The sequence below is a fragment of the Streptococcus sp. HMSC076C09 genome (assembly GCF_001837905.1).
In the GTDB taxonomy this organism is placed as follows: domain Bacteria; phylum Bacillota; class Bacilli; order Lactobacillales; family Streptococcaceae; genus Streptococcus; species Streptococcus parasanguinis_I.
The window spans coordinates 86,705-103,304 of sequence record NZ_KV834651.1; the positions used below are offsets into that span (position 1 = coordinate 86,705).

Below are 16,600 nucleotides of genomic sequence, written 5' to 3' on the forward strand. Positions count from 1 at the left end.
TGTCCAAAGAGTCACACCACTTGAAATGAAAATGAGCATAACTAATATCCACTCGATTGGTGACATTTAACCACCTCCTTTTCTAACACGGTTATTCCAAACGGAATATAGGCCATTAAACACAAATTCAGCAAGTACTTCTGCACGTCTAACAAAGCGAACATTGTCAAGAGCATATTGATAGATTCTCTCAAAATCAGTCATAGCAATTTCGCTGGCTGTTTCAGAAAAACCCTCTCGTCTAAATTGATCTTGCACCAATCCCCAAATATAATCTCGATCATATTTTGTGACCTTTTCTACTTTTCTTTTCAAGATAGGTTGAGTATTCCTATCCTCCTCATCCTCACTAAATAAAGAATCAGTCTCACTATATTTAGTCTCACTAACTTCAGCCTCACTAGGGGCTGAATATGAGACGGGGGCCGTTTCATTTTCAACCTGCCCTAGTCTTTTTTTAACACTAGTCCTGTCAGAAATAGATACTGGGGTAGAAGATAATTCCCCTAAATAAATCTTATTAGCTAGTCTTCCTTTCTCACTTGAAGACTGTTGAACTTCATCAATTAAGTCATATTCTTTAAGAGTCTTTTTGATGGACAGTAATTTGGACTTCGAACAACCTAACAGCCTCATCAGTTTAGAATTAGAAAATACTAAATAGACCGCGCCTTCTTCATCTATCCAACCACGATTGAGAGATAATTCTAGACGATCTTTTAAAATAGAATAAGCCACCTTTACTTCTAGTTTCATATCCATATATTTCTCATCCTCAAAAAGAATTTTAGGTAATTTATAATACCGTTCTGAAGTTTGGTATTGATTTGCCGTAATTCGTTTCATAGAGCTCCTCCAAGTTCTTTGAGTATTAAATCTCCACTTGATTCCAATCGAACCAAGCCACTTTTTTCTAATTCAGCCATAAGAGATATGGCTTCAACAATATCAATTCCCATTTCACGTACTAAAAATGAAATGACAATATAGCGTGATGATTGTAATTCTTTTGTCATTTTCCCTCCAGAAAATAAAAAAAGGAGAACAATATTCAACTGTTCTCCACGATAAATTTGTTAAAAAGAAAAACCCTGCCAAATTAATTTTTGGTAGGGTTTTTGGCAGGAAACTAAATTAATTTATCAGTTTCTAAAATGTGTTCACGATTCTAAAAGGCTGATACTATAGTATTCCGAATTCTAATTGGTATATGCCTCTTATTTAAGAGTAACTGAAGCGTCGTTGCTTTAGTTGTTCTCACACAGCTATTTTTTACTTGGTTTCTTTACTTGGCGGGATTGTGGCGGGATTTGCAGTTAATCCCAGCTCTCCTAAAACCTCTGTTATCTCAGCACCACCAGAGACAACTTGTCTATCATAGAAATGAGAATAGGTGTTTAGTGTTGTAGCTTTGTCCGTTCTTCCTGAACGAGCCGAGACATACAAAACATCTTTTTTTAGAATGTTTATCATAAATGAATCATGACTATGACGTAGACCTTTCCCAGTAATAACCGGAACCTTAGCCACTAGTGCATGCCTTTTTAACATTCGACTTAAGGTAGATTTGTTCATGGGAGAGTTAAACCGTGCTAATACAAAATTATCTTCTCTATTATACACTTGTACAGTTCTCCAATTTTGCAACACTTTAACAGTTTCGTCATCTATTTCTAAGAAACGCATGCCTGCCCTAGTTTTTGTCTGCTCTTTTCGAACGTATTTCCCATTCCCTTGATATTCAAGGGTAGACTGAATATGAATAACCTTATTTTTAAGATCTATGTCTGACCACTTTAAACTAAGACCCTCAGAGACTCGCATCCCCGTCATAAAATAAAGCCAGATAGCCGTATAAAACTGCCTCTCTTCATAAACTGTCTGATCAAAAGTTTTTAATACCTTATCAAGTTCCTCCACAGTCCAAAATTCAGTTTTCGATTTTTCTCCTTTAGGATTGTCTAACTTTCGACAAGGATTATTCTCGATGTATTCCAAGCGTTCTGCATAATTTAAACACTTCTTCAGTTTACACCAAAGTCCTTTTGCGTAGTTTGGAGAGTAGTCTTCCATTAAAGATAATCTAAAATCTTCGCATTCCCGAACATTGATTTCAGACAATTTCTTGTCAGCAAAAACTTCAATAAAAGTCTTATACTGAGGATAAGCAGTTTGATAGGTTACGGGCTGAACAGTTTTCTTATAATAAGGCAAATAGACATCTTCCATAAATTTTGAAAATGGAATATCTAATTGTGGTCTTTTTGTACTAGCACTAGCTATTTTAGCATTGTATTCAGTTCTTATCCTACAGACTTCGTCAAAGGCTTGCTTTTCTGTTTTAAAATCAATCCCGAATTGATCTTTATAAGATTTAACCCTAAATCTCTTTCGGTCACCCGTAGATGGATCTACACTGAATTCAACCTCATAGTAAATTTTTCCTTTCTTATTTCGACTTACGCATTTATATTTTTTACTCATTTTGTTCCTTTCTTTCAGAAAGCAACTTAAAACCGAGTAATTCTTCTACAATATAAGTAGGAGCTAAATTAAGACGAGAATTGTCAAAAGGTGATTTACTTAATTCTACCACATTATTTGATAAAGCTCTAGATTCTTCAAATTGTCGGACAGCAATTAACTTGGCTTGTCTTATAATATCCCGTGCCGTATGTTCAGGAAAACCTAATTTCATTAATTCTGTATGATTTATTGTTTGCATTATCTCTTCCTTCTAATTCTTAATTACAGAGATTTCCATCTTTTGATAAGGCTTAGAGTAATTCAACAAATTAGATCATTAACCAAAAGCCTTATACTACTTTTCTTTAAAATAATTGTACATCGCATAATAGTCAAATTCCATCTTAATGCCAGTTCTTCCATTACGATTTTTTAAAACCACTAGCTCAATTTCTCTAGGATTTCTCGACTTAGCTTCATTAACATCAAAATTTGCTGGTCCAGTCCCCTTAAGTTGTAGTCCAATCAAAACATCGCTAGAATACTCGATTGCTCCGCTCTCCTTGAAAGACTGCATACTTACAACAGATTTGTAGTTTTCTCTATTAAAAGAAGAAATAGCAATTACTGGTGTTTTAAAGTCTCGGCTAATCCTTTTCAATTCTATTACCGATCTATCTGTGTTTTGTTTTTCAGTAAATCGTTCATTCACCGGGTATAGAATCTGTAAGTAATCAATAATAACGACAGGTACTTTTCCAGTATATTTGAGATGATTTTCAACAGTTTTCCGAATTAGCTCCACACCAATAGGTCCAGTACCTTCGACAATGTAAATATTTTTGCAGTATTGAGAGTAATTTTCTCCAGCTTTTTTAATCAAATCAATCTCTGGGGTGGTGTAACCTGCATATCTACTTCCCTCAGTAATTCCTCGTGCTGTTTTTGCATTTCTGATATCACTATTAGAGGCAATAGATTCGATAACAGTGTGACGACTAAGACTTTTACTAATTATTTCCCATCTCGACATTTCAATACTAAAAATCAAAACATCTGTTCCCTGTGCTGCAATTTGATCAGCAATCTGAGTTACAAATGTTGTCTTTCCAAGGGAGGAAATTGCACCAACACAATATAATCCTTCGTAAAGGCCACCTTCTAACAGATCATCTAAACCTTCAAAATTTGTTTTAATACATGTATTATTAGAACCATTCGTAATACCATTAAAAAACTTCGAAAGATGATTAGCTGTTGAATATTCAAGATACCGCTCTTTTTCACTTTTTGTTTGATTGATTGCATTTTCTACCATTTTGTTAAATACTCCTTTATTTTTCACTAACATATCGTTAGGATCTTTTACATCATCAATAGTTAATTTGAAAGAAATAAATTTAATTTTCTTATTTCTAAATTGCTCTGCTAATTTTAGTTCAGCCTCTCTCCCCTTTTCGTCTTGATCTAATGAGAGAATGAATGTACGATCAATTTTTAGATCAGAAACAAGATTAATTAGTTTATTTATATTTCCAATGCTCCCGAGTCCTACTGCCTTTCCACCAACTTCAACGATGCTCATGGCATCTATTTCGCCTTCTACAATAAAAATTGGATCCGTAGATTTTTTGAAGAGTTCGCTTTTATTAAAAATATCGCTCCCTCCCACTTTCTGTTTAGTATAGTTCAATTGAGGTTCGGGTACAGTATCTCTTGTATCACGAGCAAAATAACAACTTTCACTTAAAGGAATAATTAACCGAGGTGTTTCAGGAACTTTAGGATTAGTCACATGGGGATGCTTCCATTTTTTTACATAACCAACTTTAAACCGTTTGACTGTTGAAAAACTCAACCCTCGTTTAAGAAAATAGTCAGTTTCACAAAGATGCTTTGTGGCCTCATTATAGAAGCTTAAAAAATTATCTTTTTTCCCTTCTTCCTTTAAAGGAAAGATAACATTGGAATTCAAACATTCAGTCCTCTGGTCCTTGAATTCATCACATTCAGTTGATAGATTAAACAACTCTCTGACACACTTCAATTGATCCTTAAATTTATCAATTCCATCTACATAGCCGATAAGATCAAAGATATCTCCACCTCTATCACAAGAGAAACATTTCCACTGAGTTTCAGCGTAAATATGAAAAGCTCCAGTTCTATTTCGACCTTCACCACTGTGGCAGACGGGGCAAATATATGCTCCCTTACCACCTTTACGACTTTGTTCAGAGATTTGTTCAATGTATGCTTTCAAATAAGATTTTTCTTCTTCAAACATATTTGTACTCCTTTTTTCATTTCCTGTAAAAAAATTAAATCCGGATTTTTTTCTTTACAGGAAAAATTATAGCATTGCCTTCAATACGAAAATTGAAGGCATATGCTGCTTATTAATATTATTAGTATTGAAAATCAGAAATACTAATAATATCAGTGATACCAAGGATCAAAATTTTTTTAGCAAATTCAACATACCCCATCTTTTAATTCAACATACCCCATCTTTTAATTCAACATACCCCATACATAAATCCTGATTTAAACGTAGCAAATCGATAAATCAGTGAATTTAAATCCCTGAAACCTTAAAATGAACCCTATATTTTTTAAATTCAAAAAAAGAATCCATCTTTATCTGTTTATCTGATAAACGTTCACAATTTGGATTACAGTATTCCCAACTAACTAGGATTTTATCATCGGCTAGTTTATCAAGTGAATTAGTTAAGCTATCCTCAATTCTTGAACGCCATCCACCTTTTTTCAATCTAACTTCTTCTATTGCTGGAATTTTAGGACATACATTCAATAGAGATTCAACTGATATGACTTCATGAATTTTTTTCTTTCTATTATTATTGATACTTTGATGATAGACTAGTTTCTTTGCTAAAGAATAAACATTTTTACTACGTTCATCAATTTTAAAAAGTCTGAGAGGGAAATTTGTCACATAAGAAGTAATTAAATATCTAACGAATTTTTCAGTCAATTGAACTGTATAAACTCCTTTTTTGCATTTGAATTCCTCAATCAGTTTCATATCTTTGAATTCTTTGATTTCCGATTTTCTCTTTTCTGCAGTACTAATAGAAAGATCGTTTAGCAAGCTTAATGCCTCTTCAATGATACGACGTACATTCTTTTTCGTTGAGATACTTGCTGGTTTAGATTTCCCCATAAGTTCTGCATACTGTTCAATTGAAAATTCAACCAAGCAATTAACAGCCTCTTCTTCACTTAGTCTATATTGGTTCTTCTTCCCAACAAGAAGAATCAATAAATCCAACATCTTCAATACTCGGAGCTTGAAATAATCTTTGTTAGCGTCAAAGTTTTCAATATGAATCGTACCAGTCTCTAAATGAATCGAAGTTTGATTAGTGATCGGATCCCTTACTTTGTCAACTGTTTTCGAATTAACAGAAGTTAGCAAATTCAAAGTTGGTGCATTTAAAATCTTCTCGATTTTCTCATTTTTATCTACAGGCATTATATAACCTCTTTTTTATTTATTTGAAAAGACTTTTGAGAGCAAAAAAAAGAGTTGTAGCTTGATAGCTACAACTCTCTTGCACTCAATAAATTTTCTTTTCATACTTATAGTCTGCCATTTTTTGATGAAAGTAAAAAAAAGAAAAATCAAAAAAAGTCGCTTTTTTTACCAAAAATTGCTCAATATTCTACTAAAATTTAAAAAGGACACTTTACAAATTGCCCTTTAAAATAGCGGAAACAGTGATATTTAAAGGATTTTAATACACATTATAAGATCTTCCATATAGGATAAAAAATTTTTTTGACCAAATTAAAAAAATTTTTTAATTTCATACCTAGAATTATAGTTCCAACTGAAGAACACTGAACACTCTCTACACGGAGAGACAATTTCTATAGTTATTTATAATTTATTTCAATCCAAAGTATTTTTCTTCTAATTCCGAGAAAACATTTGAATTTTAAAAGAATGCTGATAAATCAACATTCTTTTTAGGTGTTTTTTGAGGAAAACGAGATCATTTGTATGCTTAGCTACCAAAATGATACCAAACACATTTTATTGAACAAAACAGAATTAAATTATACTACAAACACATTTTTACTTATCTCGACTGCCTCCAATATTTCTTTCTCAGTAATTCTTTCTCTATCATTTATTACAGATCCCACATGTTTTTCAATAAAATCTCTTGCGTACTTTCTACTTTCCTTTTTCTTCTGAAACATATTTTTAAGTAAGTTGTCTAACTTATCGTTAAAAATAGCTTTCTGAACTTTTTCTAATTCATCTTCTGACAATGCGACAACAATTATGATATCAATAAATTCTTCTTTTAATTGAGCAAACATCTCTACTCTATCATCTACAATAAATTGGTCTGCTATTGCTTTGGCTCCAATTCCTCCAGCAAATCCTCCTACTAACGCTCCAAAAAGTGCACCTGCTGGCCCAGCTAACATTCCACCTATAGCTCCTGCACCGGCTCCAGCAGCCATTCCTCCACCAGCAACTGCTACATTCTTTAACAATTGCTCTGAAGAGATTCTTCCAACAAGCGCTTCAAAAAGGTCTGGTGTAATCATTACTGCAAATGTAATAATTGGGAGGGCACGTTTTGCAAGCACTTCTGCTCCAATCTTTTTCCCAATAACTTTTTCTAATTCTTTCGTACACAACTTTGAAAATTGATCTGTAAATGCGTAGACACTAGTTCCCATTACTAGGACTTTTAGACCTGCTTTCGTAGCTAACTTTATAGCTTCTTCAGTTGACGCACCTGACCATTTGGCTTGGGCAAAAATAATAATGAAACTAATACTAGCTCCAGGGAGGGATTGTATAGTTCCATCAATTACAGCAAATTTTATTGAAGTAAAATTCCCTCCTTTCGCAATTAGTTTTGCTTCTTCGTATGTAACATAACCTTTTTTAATAATCTTTTTTGCATCAGCAGGATTAGTAAAGCCCTCAACTTTTCCTTCTCTAATTTTATCACCCATTATACGTAATGCTTCATCGTACTGGTCTTTAGGAACCTCTAATTGCATTCCTTTATAACGATACATCCCATCATTTTTTAAATCAAATGCAGCCCGTACTGAATCTTTCGCATTTTGACAATACTTGACTTGAATATCTTGATTTCCTACAGCTCTATCTGCACCATTTAGGGCGTTATCTTGTCCAATAATATCTACTTTTCGGAAAGGATGTTTAATCCTGTCAATTAGATTATTTGCATATTCAGCAGCAAATCCATGTCCATTTTGATTTCCTACAATAGAATTAGTTTGAATATGGTGAATTCTATTTTCAGCAGTTAATACAAAAGAAGAAAGAAACGCAATTTGAGTCGAATTTATAAAATTATTGCTACTTAAATTATTTTTCCCAATTTTTAATAACTGAGCATTTAGATTATCGACTTTTATATCATTAGTATAACCAGATGAAATAATTGCCTCGATATCTGGTATTGCGTTTTTAAAATTTCCAGTAACGTTTAATTGTTTTACAATACCATACGGATAATAAAATTTTATTTCATTTTTAGAATTTATTGTTATTTTCCATAAACTTGAAAATGGAAAAAATTGAACGTTTACTCTATCTCCTCCATTCATTTGAACTTTTTCAAAGATACCGTACTGTGTAAGTAACAAACCATATTCTTTGAAGTCCTCTTCTATGGAACTTCTTACTGGAGAATATCCAAAAAATTCAAAATCAGTATCTTTAAATTGATTATAAAAATCCTCTTCTGACTCAATAAACCATCTTGCCCTACCATATGGAACATCTTCTCCAGATAAATTAAACCCTTTCTTTGAGATATTTCTCAAATAGTGTCTAATTTTATCTTCATCGTGATTATGAGTATCTTTTGTTTTCTTCTTCCAGAAAAAATACTCTATAAAACTCATGATACTTTCTTTGTTATCCTCAAAAAAATCTAAGAAAATATACGATATAAAAACTATAGCTATTATTACAGGGGTTAGAGATTTAATTATATCGCTCATTTATCAAAAAACCTTTCATAAATTCATTAATCTTTTCCATTTTATGTATCTGTTTATTCATATTTTCTTAATACACTAACAATTTCTTATAGCCAGTCATCATGCCTTTTTTAAAACCTCATTTGTCAAATTAAGCTATACACTTTCACCTGACTCATAAAAACTTGTTATGGTGTGTGATAATTCAAAAATCTCCTAGGAGGTATATTTCTTTATCAGCTATAGTGATAAAGATTTTTTAGAAATATTAGTAAAATCCATTTGTTTTTGTCGATCATTTCGCCTTATCTTGATTCTGTTCATCTAATCTCCACGTAGCCGGGCTATACTACAAGAAAGCGACATTACCATGGTTTGTTGCGATTTAATCTTTTATGGTTATTGAAGGAAAATACACTATGTATTTTTTTTATATAGTATAGATGATTTTTACAAACACTTAGATTGTTTAGATTTGTAAAATTCTAACTCATCGTTAATTCTTATAACATAAAAAATGACTATTTGGAGCAACTCTAAATAATTTTGTAAATGTTCTTCTTCTCTTTTATATCCAAATTTACCATGAGAAAACTTATTTCTAATTTTTAATCCATTGCCATATTTTTTATCATCCAAAATATAAGATAAATAATTACTTTCATATTCAGAAAAAAGATTATCTGAGTATTCACAATACCCTTTCTTACAAAGATCTTCTGCAATATCTAGTATCATTTTATCTTTATAGTATAGACAATATGTACCTGTCTTCCATAATTTATTCAAAATGTAAATTTCTTGAAAGTTTGAAAATTTTATTACATCGTTTGATAGTTTTAAAAGATTCTTTTCTATTAGAATATTTATTTGTCTTATCTGATAATCATCAAAATCTGTAATCTTCACACCTTCTTTTATATGTTTGAAGAAGGTTTTATGTTCATTTTTCGATGAAATGAAGCTAAGTGGACTTTGATCAGAAAAAAGCGCAGAGAACAACGCAGAATTATTATATGTATTGTTTAATTTAATAAATTTCTTTTCATTAAATGATTTTAATGTAGCATAAGAAGGAATACTGGATTTAATCTCTAATAACTCTGGGTCAATTTTTCCCGTTTTAAAAAATAATTCATACTGGTCTAAGATACCATCCATTTCACTGATTATACACTTACCTCTTTCATAGAAAGAAGAATCTTGGTTAGAAGCATGAAAACGGAATCCCACTATATTTAATTCATCTTTTAAGTAAGTACTAAAGTACCATTCAACAATTTTTTCAATATCAAAGCCATTTTTTTTCAAATAAACAAAATATGCCAAAAATAGCAAACTAAACGTAGCTTTTAATTGAGGATGAAAATCTTTAAAATTAGCATTTGATTTTGGAGAAAAGAAACGTGAGAAATCAAATATTTCATCATTGGCAATCAGCCATGGTAATCCTATTTCATAATTAAAGAAATCGATAAAATAAATATAGTTATTTAATAAGGTTGGGAAATCATGATATTCATCCAGTAACAATTTGTTAAGAACAATTTTATCTTTTTCTAACTGAAATAACTTATCAGCTTCTAAGTTCTCAATACTAATGGATTGAGAATACTGTAATGTCTTACTTGTATCCGAATTTTTTTCAATTAATTCTTCAATAGTTCTTTTCGCCAAAAGCTTAATTTCCTTATCAAACTCATATCTGCTTAATTTTTTATAATCAACTATTGATTGTAGATAGTTAGGGTTACTATTATCTAACTGACAATAGTCTTTTGCTAAATTATTTATCTCTTCATTTGTAATACCTAATTTAATAAATAAACCATTATTAGAATCTGTAAATTTTCCTGATTGATGATCTAGGAAAAATTCTATATTTCTAGATAAAGAGAGAAAATTTTCTTTAACAACTTGTGGGAATAGATCAATCAATTTTGTAACAATTTTAAGATTTATTGTCCGGATGTTATATTTTTTAATGTATGATTCAAACTGGGCAGCATCATCTTTATTAATTTTTCCTAAGTATAATACTAATTCCCAGAAGATATCTTTATAAAAAATTTCAATGCTATCATAGTTTATTTCAAAAATGCTAATTGGGAAATTCGTGGATATATCGTTTTGAAATTTTGAAATTAGATATTTGAATTTAGAAAATTCATTTTCTCTTTTAATTAATTTCAGGATTAAATAAGTTTCTATTAAATCATTAATTTCCGTCGATGGCTGATACACTTCAATGTAGTTCTGAGCTATATCGTATTGATACGGCTCTATTACATTGTTTGGAGCATAAAATCTTTGCTTTTGCATATCTGAAATTTCCTTTTTAAATTTGTACGAACCTAAGCGATACTTAAAATAATTGAGTATATCCTGAAGACTTTTTTGTTATTTGGTTTTAGTTATATCTTCATACATCTCAAACAATCTTGCAACTGTTTCACTTTCGGTTAACCAAGTCTTCTTTCCATCGACTATTTTTGTCATACCGTAGACTTCCATAACAGCTCTGTCATTTTTTTGGTGAGCTTTTCTTAACTCAACAGGCATAGTTAATTCATCATAGAGATCAGCTAACGAGCTATCCGGGTACAGTGCACGCGCATCGAGAATAGCCTTAGCAGTTTCAGAAATTTTTGCTTTTTGCGCATCAGTTACTTCTGGCCAAGGGAAGTTGTTATAAACTATTTTTGCAGAATAACGATAGCGCATTTCAAGACGTCCTGCGACAGTACGCATCCAAGCCATGTGAACATTTGAAGTTAGAATACCAAAATCGTAGAGAGATGAATTTGGTAAAATTAAAATTGGGGCTAGTGGTATACTATGGCCATCTAGAAATCCAATTGGAATATATCTACGGGTTTCAGAAGATACACTAGGTATTATTAAGTAACTTTCTAATTGCTTTTGTTCTCTAAACAGATGAGGAGTGTCTGCTAATTTTTGTCTGTCTAATGCACCCTCCATTCTGGCTTGACGACATCGTTCGATTCGTTCCATAACAAGAGGCATTGAACGTAATTCCTTAGGAGAGGCATCCACTAACCAAAGACAGAACCTTTTTTTATTATTTATATACTCAGTGCCTCCTACTAAAGGTCTAATATATTTTTCTGATTTAGGTTCTTTCTTTACAAAGTCTATCATTGTTTCATAAGAATCGAACAGTAAATGTCCTCCATCTGCTGCACGGTTTCCAGAGGTCATAGATATTACATCGCAAATTGGTGTACTTCTGCTTTCAATAAAAGTTGTTTTACCTTCTATCAGATAAGGATTAATTTCATCAACAAATTCAGCGCCATTCGAATCAAATAAAATCTTTTTCCTTGGATTTTCTATTGATGAAAAACCGATGATTACACAATGAACAGCTGCCTTATTTTTAGCTTCACTATTCCATTTAAATGTTTTATGTGCAAAATCAATATGAATGTTAAAACGATTAAAAAGCGGCTCCCATACGCTTGCTACCTGGTCCCCTTGAGTGATAGAATTTGTTGATACTAAGGCAGTTCTAATAGAAGTATTATGCATAATATGACTCGCCTTAAAATACCATGCTGATACAAAATCAATTTTCCCAGCTGTCTTATACGGTTTCCCATTTTCGTCAACATAAACACTCAATAGATTAGCTTTTTGCTCCGGAGATTGTAAAGAATATCCTAAAAATGGTGGATTCCCAATTATATAGTTTAGCTTTTCCTTTGGTACAACAGTTTCCCAATCAATTTCTAAAGCATTTCCTTCAACAATATTAGTGTAAGATTTAAGTGGTAGAAAATCGATGTTCGCAAAGACAATGTCTTTGGTTTCTTCCAACATTTGACTTTCTGCAATCCAAAGAGCTGTTTTAGCAACAGAAACCGCAAAGTCATTAATCTCAATACCATAGAATTGTTTTAGCCTAACTTTAACAAGGTCTTGCCCTAAGTCTAATGCTACTGTATCCCCCATATAAAGTTTAATAGCTTCATTTTCTAAGCGTCTGAGAGATATGTAAGTTTCTGTAAGGAAGTTACCTGAACCACAAGCTGGGTCGAAGAATACAAGACTAGATAATTTAGATTGAAACTGTTTGGCTTTTTGTTCAACCGTTTTAAATTGCTTAAACTGGCGAATCTCGTTTAGTTCAGCTTTTAAATCGTCTAGGAAGAGTGGATCAATAACTTTATGGATGTTTTCAATCGAAGTATAGTGCATTCCACCACTTCGACGTGTTTCTGGGTTAAGGGTTGATTCAAATACCGCTCCAAAGATGGTTGGACTGATTTCTGACCAGTCAAAGCTAGATGATGCGTGCTCTAGAATTAGCTCACGAAGCTCCTCCGTAAAGTTTGGAATTTCCAACTTATTCTCGGCAAACATCCCCCCATTTACGTAAGGGAAAGCCAGTAGTTCATCATCTAAGTATGGGTCACGTTCCTCAATCGGCGTATCCAAGATTGAGAAAAGATCTATAAGCCCTCTACGGAAATCACGACTACTGAAACGAGCAAGGTAATCATGAAACATCATGTGATGACCGAAAATACCTGCATCTTCAGCGTAAAGACAAAACACCAGACGAACAACAAGTTGGTTGATGGCATGAAGACTATCTGGACTCTCTGGATTAATATACTGCTTAAGAAGGGCCTCGTAAATCTCTCCAACGATTGCTCCAGCTTCAATAGAAACCTTCATCTCACGTTCTAGATGTTCATTTGTTTTATCAATCAAAAATTCTAAGCGATAAGCTTCCTTATCTAAATCAGCAAGTTTAATGACCTTCGGTTCACCGTTTGGTTGTTCCATATCATAAACATAAAACTCTTTGAAATTACAAGTTACAATCCAACGTGGGCGTTTAGAGTAAGGTAGATTGGCTGAATATCGTTTAGCTTGCTGAAAAGGAGTTAATAAGGTGTTGTCTGATTGTCTAATTGCCTGGTTTAAGTCCTTATCTGCACCCTTCTGCTCAATTAACACCTTAGTAGTATCAATAAACCCGTCGATAAAACTTGTGTGGTCCATCTTAACCTTGTCTTCAAATGTAATGTATTCTGTAGGGTTTTCTACACCATACACAGATTGAAGCAAATCAAGCCAAAATGATTGACTGTCCTGGCGTTCATTTCCGCGATTCTCCCAGCGTTTAATAAATTCCTTCGCTTTTTTCTTTTGTTCAGTTATATTCATATCAAAAAATACTTCCTTAATTTATAACGTTATTATACCATATTTAGTTATTATTTTATGTTACTAGATATTGATTAAATCTGCTGTTCTTTCTGTAAATATAAAAATAAAGCCTCACAAGAAAGCTTCCATTATGAAGTTTCTTGCAGGGCTTCTTTATTTACAAAGTTTCCTCTCTATATTATAAATCTAATCACAAAGATCCATAAGAAGTATAGACTAACGTTTAATATTACTTCTTTTAATAATTATCAAGAGAAAAATTAAAACAACAGAAAGCATTACAATAATGAAGAGAGGAAATTCTATTCTATTTCCATTCGTTTTTATGTTATTAATAGATTCTTTTCCACCTGCTTTATTTTCACTTTCTTTGCTACTTTTTGGTTTTATTGAATCATTTTTATCACTATCTCTATCTTTTTTAATGTCTTTATCATTATCATTTTTATTATTTTGACTAGAACCTAGCATTCCAGTCTGAGATCCTATTGCTTCTTGATAGTATTGATTCATTTCATTTTCGCTAAAATTTCCTTTAAGGAAACTACCGTCTTTTCTTTGAAAATCAACTAATCCATAATATGCTGATAAAAATTTTTCGTCTCCTTCCATAACAACAAAACAAGGTATTTCTGTTTTTGAAGGATTTTTAGTGACCCTTTTTACCATATAAGTTGCTTTTTGTTTTGTCGTAGCTCTAGGACTTAAATTTTCAATATATGTTCTTATTCTATATTCACCCTCTGGAACTCTTGTTTCTTGCATCCAATTATTTTCAGGATTAATTTTTAATGTTTTAACAACCTCTTCGGTATCTGCTTTTACTACAAGAACGACTACTTCTAACTTATAACCTTCTTGGACAATCCCTTGTACAACAAGAGGTCCTGTTTCTTCAGCGTACACATTAGATATCTGAAATGAAAAAAATAATCCTAAAATCATTATTACTATCTTCAATAAATTTTTCATAATATTAATCCTTATTTATTCCGAATTCTTCATATTTTGAATCAAGATATCGATTTCTTTTATCTCGTTTATTAACTCTGAAAAAGGATCATCTATAGTATTTTTTCTACTTTCATAATAGGCATTTCCTAGTGTCAAAATTAATTTTTCACGTTTTTTATTCTCTTTATACAGTTGAGTATTGGTTTGAATTGATTGAGTTAATTCCTTTGTTTTCTTTCCAGCTTTAGAACTAACTTCAAAAAATTTTTCTGAGATATCAGATAAAAAGGATTTTTGAAGATTATTACTGTTAATTTTTGAGCCACAGGAAACACAGTATTCACTAGTTTTGAAGTTTTTGGTGCCACATTTAGCACAAAAGTTATATTCTTCCCTGACCTCACTATTGTATGGTGGGACATATTCTTCACCGTGACTATTATTGTTTGGTGATACATAGTCTCCATCAGGGATAATATTTTCAGAAGTTTCACTTTTTACTTCAACTTCATCATTCATCTTTTCTTTAGGTTCTTCGATACTATTAAAGACAACTTCTGTAATAGGAGTAGTTTCAGCATTTAAATTTTCTACTTCAAACTCATTATTTTTCTTTGCAGTAAAAAATTCCACTGGACTTGGTTTGCGTTTAAATTTTTCTTCAAATTGAGATAGCCATTCTTCTTTATTCATAATCTCACACCCCTGTATATCTTACATGATAATTATTTTGTAAAATACTAATACGTTTATCTTTAGACGGATATCCTAACTCGCAATATCCTTTAGCCAAAGATCCATCTTCCTCAGATACAGTATCGATATAATAACAATGAATTTCCCCAAATCCAATCGAAGCCATATACTGGTCTGAAAGATATGCGTCACGTTTTACAATTGATTTTACAAACAATAAACAGATACTTATTAATGCAACTATTAATATTATCGAACCATAAAATAGAATAGCTCCTTCTTTTGTTTCAGAACTACCTGACCAAAATGAGTTTCTGCTGTCTCCATAATTTTTTTTAAAGCCTCCAAATAGTGTTGTTATTAATAAAATTAGTAAGACAATAATTAAAATGATATTTGAACCAACCACTACAGGTAAAAGATTTGGAGCCATATTATGGATTCGATGGAGCTCAAACATAATTTTTGGTTCTAAAAAATATGGATTTTCAAGTAAGCTATCAGTAACAATAATTTTGTTCATACCTATTGCGTAGGCAGCAGGCACATCATTGTGAATCATGCGGATTTCAATATTATCTGGTAAGTTTAAACCTTTTTGACGCGCCTTTTGAATAATCTCATTGACAGGTTGTTGAACTTTTTCTTGATAATCACTTCTATCTATCCTCTTCGCACCAACAATCCAACAAATTAAGGATTGACCGGTATTTGATAATAAAAATTCTGTAAATAATAAAGCTATTAGTCCAACAATTCCCTCACCATAGTATGTTTCCAAAAATATTGCAATCGTGAAATATATTAGAATCCCCCATCTTTGTGTATCAAAACAATATTTTAAATAGTTAAGAACATTAAATCTTTTTATGATAGAGTGAATTATATTTTGATCTTTCTGTTCTAAAGATTTCCCACAACCACTACATTGCTTATTATTTCCATAATTCTTTGTTCCACACGAATTACAAAATATAGCATTTTGATCATTTTGTATTTCCACAACATTTTGTGAAACGTATTCGTTCAACTCTACTTGTGGCTGAACCTGTGGCGTAGCATTGCTTTCACTGTCATTAACTTTAGAAATAGCCGATAAATCTGATACTATTATTTCTCCTGATTGAACACCAGCTTGAATCTCTTCTTCTGTTGGTACACGGTCGTTAATCTCTTTAAATATTTCAATCCATTGCTCTTTATCCATCATATACTCCTATGTTCATTATTAAAGTAAAAGGCTGAGGGAGATCACCTTAAAAGGTTCTAT

At 31.9% G+C, this 16,600-nt stretch carries 12 protein-coding genes; all 12 read right to left on the reverse strand.

The window, feature by feature from the left end; all coding sequences use genetic code 11:
- Positions 1-66: 66 nt before the first annotated feature.
- The 12 genes from HMPREF2704_RS09355 to HMPREF2704_RS09410 all read right to left on the reverse strand — a co-directional run bounded on the left by HMPREF2704_RS09355 (position 67) and on the right by HMPREF2704_RS09410 (position 16,540).
- Complete coding sequence (locus tag HMPREF2704_RS09355) at positions 67-846, reverse strand: replication initiator protein A (RefSeq protein ID WP_070846409.1); 780 nt, start codon at positions 844-846, stop codon at positions 67-69.
- A complete protein-coding gene (locus HMPREF2704_RS11330; protein ID WP_000159607.1) occupies positions 843-1,016 on the reverse strand; it encodes a hypothetical protein in 174 nt (57 codons plus the stop codon). The genes HMPREF2704_RS09355 and HMPREF2704_RS11330 overlap by 4 nt, the downstream gene beginning before the upstream one ends.
- 256 nt (positions 1,017-1,272) lie before the next feature.
- Complete coding sequence (locus HMPREF2704_RS09365) at positions 1,273-2,484, reverse strand: tyrosine-type recombinase/integrase (RefSeq protein WP_070846410.1); 1,212 nt, start codon at positions 2,482-2,484, stop codon at positions 1,273-1,275.
- Positions 2,477-2,725, reverse strand: a complete 249-nt coding sequence (locus HMPREF2704_RS09370; protein ID WP_013903600.1) for a DUF3173 family protein — start codon at positions 2,723-2,725, stop codon at positions 2,477-2,479. Before HMPREF2704_RS09370 ends, HMPREF2704_RS09365 begins: the two co-directional genes overlap by 8 nt.
- 96 nt (positions 2,726-2,821) lie before the next feature.
- Positions 2,822-4,753, reverse strand: coding sequence for a DnaB-like helicase C-terminal domain-containing protein (locus HMPREF2704_RS09375; RefSeq protein ID WP_070846412.1), 1,932 nt, complete (start codon positions 4,751-4,753; stop codon positions 2,822-2,824).
- Between the two features lie 291 nt (positions 4,754-5,044).
- On the reverse strand, positions 5,045-5,968 hold the full coding sequence (locus HMPREF2704_RS09380) for a hypothetical protein (protein ID WP_070465943.1): 924 nt from the start codon (positions 5,966-5,968) through the stop codon (positions 5,045-5,047).
- A gap of 587 nt (positions 5,969-6,555) precedes the next feature.
- Positions 6,556-8,499, reverse strand: coding sequence for a hypothetical protein (locus tag HMPREF2704_RS09385; protein ID WP_070846414.1), 1,944 nt, complete (start codon positions 8,497-8,499; stop codon positions 6,556-6,558).
- 429 nt (positions 8,500-8,928) lie between these two features.
- Positions 8,929-10,800 carry a hypothetical protein gene (locus tag HMPREF2704_RS09390; RefSeq protein WP_070846416.1) on the reverse strand — a complete coding sequence of 624 codons (1,872 nt, stop codon included), beginning with the start codon at positions 10,798-10,800 and terminating at the stop codon, positions 8,929-8,931.
- Between the two features lie 78 nt (positions 10,801-10,878).
- Positions 10,879-13,677, reverse strand: a complete 2,799-nt coding sequence (locus HMPREF2704_RS09395) for a DNA methyltransferase (RefSeq protein ID WP_070846419.1) — start codon at positions 13,675-13,677, stop codon at positions 10,879-10,881.
- A 219-nt stretch (positions 13,678-13,896) separates the two neighbouring features.
- Entirely contained in the window at positions 13,897-14,652 is a 756-nt protein-coding gene (locus HMPREF2704_RS09400) for a hypothetical protein (RefSeq protein ID WP_070846420.1), read from the reverse strand.
- Between the two features lie 15 nt (positions 14,653-14,667).
- On the reverse strand, positions 14,668-15,327 hold the full coding sequence (locus HMPREF2704_RS09405) for a hypothetical protein (RefSeq protein ID WP_070846422.1): 660 nt from the start codon (positions 15,325-15,327) through the stop codon (positions 14,668-14,670).
- 4 nt (positions 15,328-15,331) lie between these two features.
- On the reverse strand, positions 15,332-16,540 hold the full coding sequence (locus HMPREF2704_RS09410) for a hypothetical protein (RefSeq protein WP_176745647.1): 1,209 nt from the start codon (positions 16,538-16,540) through the stop codon (positions 15,332-15,334).
- Between the last annotated feature and the right edge of the window lie 60 nt (positions 16,541-16,600).